This window comes from Sphingopyxis sp., from assembly GCF_016463645.1.
GTDB lineage: Bacteria > Pseudomonadota > Alphaproteobacteria > Sphingomonadales > Sphingomonadaceae > Sphingopyxis.
This window is the reverse complement of sequence record NZ_JAEMQX010000222.1, coordinates 1-2,835: the sequence shown is the minus strand read 5'-3', so window position 1 is coordinate 2,835 and position 2,835 is coordinate 1. Positions and strand designations below refer to the sequence as shown.

3 protein-coding genes and 1 pseudogene are annotated in these 2,835 nt (G+C 66.5%); all 4 read right to left on the bottom strand.

Annotated features, from left to right (window positions below; genetic code table 11):
• Positions 1-154: pseudogene (locus JHC57_RS21785) on the bottom strand (serine acetyltransferase); the annotation flags it as partial.
• Positions 155-238: 84 nt separating this feature from the next.
• The gene (locus tag JHC57_RS21780) at positions 239-838 is read right to left on the bottom strand and encodes a hypothetical protein (RefSeq protein ID WP_294032667.1); all 600 of its coding nucleotides are present in this window, start codon (positions 836-838) and stop codon (positions 239-241) included.
• A gap of 28 nt (positions 839-866) precedes the next feature.
• Positions 867-2,240, bottom strand: a complete 1,374-nt coding sequence (locus JHC57_RS21775; protein WP_294032666.1) for a pyruvate dehydrogenase complex E1 component subunit beta — start codon at positions 2,238-2,240, stop codon at positions 867-869.
• Position 2,241: 1 nt separating this feature from the next.
• On the bottom strand, positions 2,242-2,835 hold a 594-nt coding region (locus JHC57_RS21770), incomplete at its 5' end, for a thiamine pyrophosphate-dependent enzyme (protein WP_294032665.1).

Sequence of the window (2,835 nt, the reverse complement as noted above, 5' to 3'; positions counted from 1 at the left end):
CGAGAAAGAAAAGCCGCGCCTCGAACAGCCAGTGCGCGATGCGGTGCATGCCGACCGCGAGCAGCCCCGGATAGAGCAGAATTTCCCAGCGCGACCGCGGCGCCGGATCGCGCGCCTTGATCGAATCGAGATAGGCGACCAGCCCGTTGAACATCGCATTGTCCCCTGCGACCCCGTTTGTTGCGGTGAAGATAGAGGCTTGGAGGCCGCATTTCCACCCCCGGCGCGTTTTTAGTCGTCAACGGCCCACGAGACCGATGCGCAGCAACAGCAATCCCTCGCGGCGCAAATCGCGCTCGCCATCACGTCGGGCAATCGCCGCCGCCCAGCGGTCGAGCATCAACAGCGGCCGGTTTCCGGTGAAGAGACGGCGCGGCGGCGCGTCAGGGGCTTTCGCCTGCCGGAGCAGTTCGTGCGCCGCACGCTCGTCTTCCTCGACCCCGGCGCCCCAGACGAGGCCCCAGCGTTTTCCGCCCGCCTCCGCTCCGCCCGACAGCCCGAACAGATGTTCGCCGAAGCCTTCCGATGCGGCGCGCCGCTCGGCGTCGTGCCCGGCGAGCAGCATCGCCTCCGCCGCCTCGACAAGCGCATCGAGCCCATCCCGCCCTGCCCAGCTCGCCCGCAGCTCGGCGAGCAGCGGCTCGCCTTTCGGCAACGCCGCGGGATCGTTCGCGATCATCGCGGCCATGTCGCGCCACCAGGCGAGCTTGATCTGGCCGATCAGCGGTTCGCGCGCGTCGAGCAGCAGCTTGGTCAGCCGCGCGGTCAGTCCCCACAGCGCCGCCATGGCCGCGCGCCGCGACTGCGGCACGGCGACCATGACGCGCGGATCGCGCATGTCGGGATAGAAAGCCGTCGCCGGATCGTCAGGCGCGATTGAGGACCGCCTTCACCGCGCCCACGACGCGCGGCGTGTCGACGAGCGCGGCCTTTTCGAGATTGTGCGCGTAGGGCAGCGGCACGTCCTCGTTGCACACGCGCATGACGGGCGCGTCGAGATCGTCGAAGCCATGCTCCATCGCGACCATCGCGAGTTCGCTGGCGATCGAGCAGGTCGGCCAGCCCTCCTCGACGACGACGAGATGGTTCGTCTTCCTGAGGCTGGCGAGCACCGTCGCGGTATCGAGCGGGCGGAGCGTGCGCAGGTCGATGACCTCCGCGTCGATCCCCTCGCCCGCAAGCTGGTCGGCGGCTTCAAGCGCGAGCCCGACGCCGATCGAATAGCTGACGATGGTGACGTCGCTGCCCTGGCGCATGATCCGTGCCTTGCCGATCGGCAGGACGAAATCCTCGACCTCGGGTACGTCGAAGCTGCGACCGTAAAGCAGTTCGTTTTCGAGGAAGACGACCGGGTCCTCGGTGCGGATCGCGGCCTTGAGCAGTCCCTTGGCGTCCGCCGCATCATAGGGCGCGATCACGATCAGGCCAGGGACGCTGGCGTACCATGGACCATAGTTCTGGCTGTGCTGCGCGCCGACGCGCGCCGCGGCGCCGTTCGGACCGCGGAACACGATCGGACAGCGCATCTGGCCGCCCGACATATAGTTGGTCTTCGCGGCCGAGTTGATGATGTGGTCGATGGCCTGCATCGCGAAGTTGAACGTCATGAATTCGATGACCGGCCGCAGCCCGCCCATCGCCGCGCCCGCGCCGAGACCGGCGAAACCATATTCGGTGATCGGCGTATCGACGACACGCTGGGCGCCGAATTCCTGCAGCAGGCCCTGCGTGACCTTGTAGGCGCCCTGATATTCGGCGACTTCCTCGCCCATCACGAACACGCGGTCGTCCTTGCGCATTTCCTCGGCCATCGCGTCGCGCAGCGCTTCGCGAACGGTCAGGCGGGTCATGGCGGTGCCTTCGGGGATCGCGGGGTCCGACGCGCGCTCGGCGGCAGCGGGAGCCGCAGCCGGGGCGGCGGCGGGCGCCGGGGCGGGTGCCGGAGCTTCGGCCTTCGGTTCAGGCGCAGCGGCGGGTGCGGGTGCGGCAGCCTCCTCGCCCTCGCCCGTGATCGTCGCGATCACGGTGCCGACCTTCACATTGTCTGTGCCCTCGGCAACGAGGATCTGACCGATCGTGCCTTCGTCGATCGCTTCGAATTCCATCGTCGCCTTGTCGGTTTCGATCTCGGCGAGAATGTCGCCCGACTTCACCGTGTCGCCTTCCTTGACGAGCCACTTGGCGAGCGTGCCCTCTTCCATCGTCGGCGACAGTGCCGGCATTTTCAATTCGATGGCCATCTCAATATTGCTCCACCAGCACGTCGGTATAAAGTTCATGAAGTTCGGGTTCGGGCGCGCTTTCCGCGAAGTCGGCGGACTCGGCCACGATCTGGCGGATTTCCTTGTCGATATCCTTGAACTTGTCTTCGGGAATGCCCGCGTCGGTCATCAGCTTCTTCAGATGCTCGATCGCATCGCTCTTGTCGCGCACAGCCTGCACTTCCTCGCGACTGCGATATTTGGCGGGGTCGGACATCGAGTGACCGCGATAGCGATAGGTCTTGAGTTCCATCAGGACCGGCCCCTTGCCCGCGCGCACCCATTCGAGCGCCGCCTCGGCCGCGCCGCGCACCGCGAGCACGTCCATGCCGTCGACCTGCATGCCCGGAATGCGGAAGCTCTCGCCGCGGCGATAGAGCTGATCCTCGGCCGACGCGCGGTTGACCGACGTGCCCATCGCATACTGGTTGTTCTCGATCACGAAGATGATCGGCAGCTTCCACAGCTCGGCCATGTTGAAGCTTTCGTAGACCTGGCCCTGGTTGGCGGCGCCGTCACCGAAATAGGCCATCGCCACGCCGCCGTCGCCGCGATATTTGTGCGCGAAGGCAAG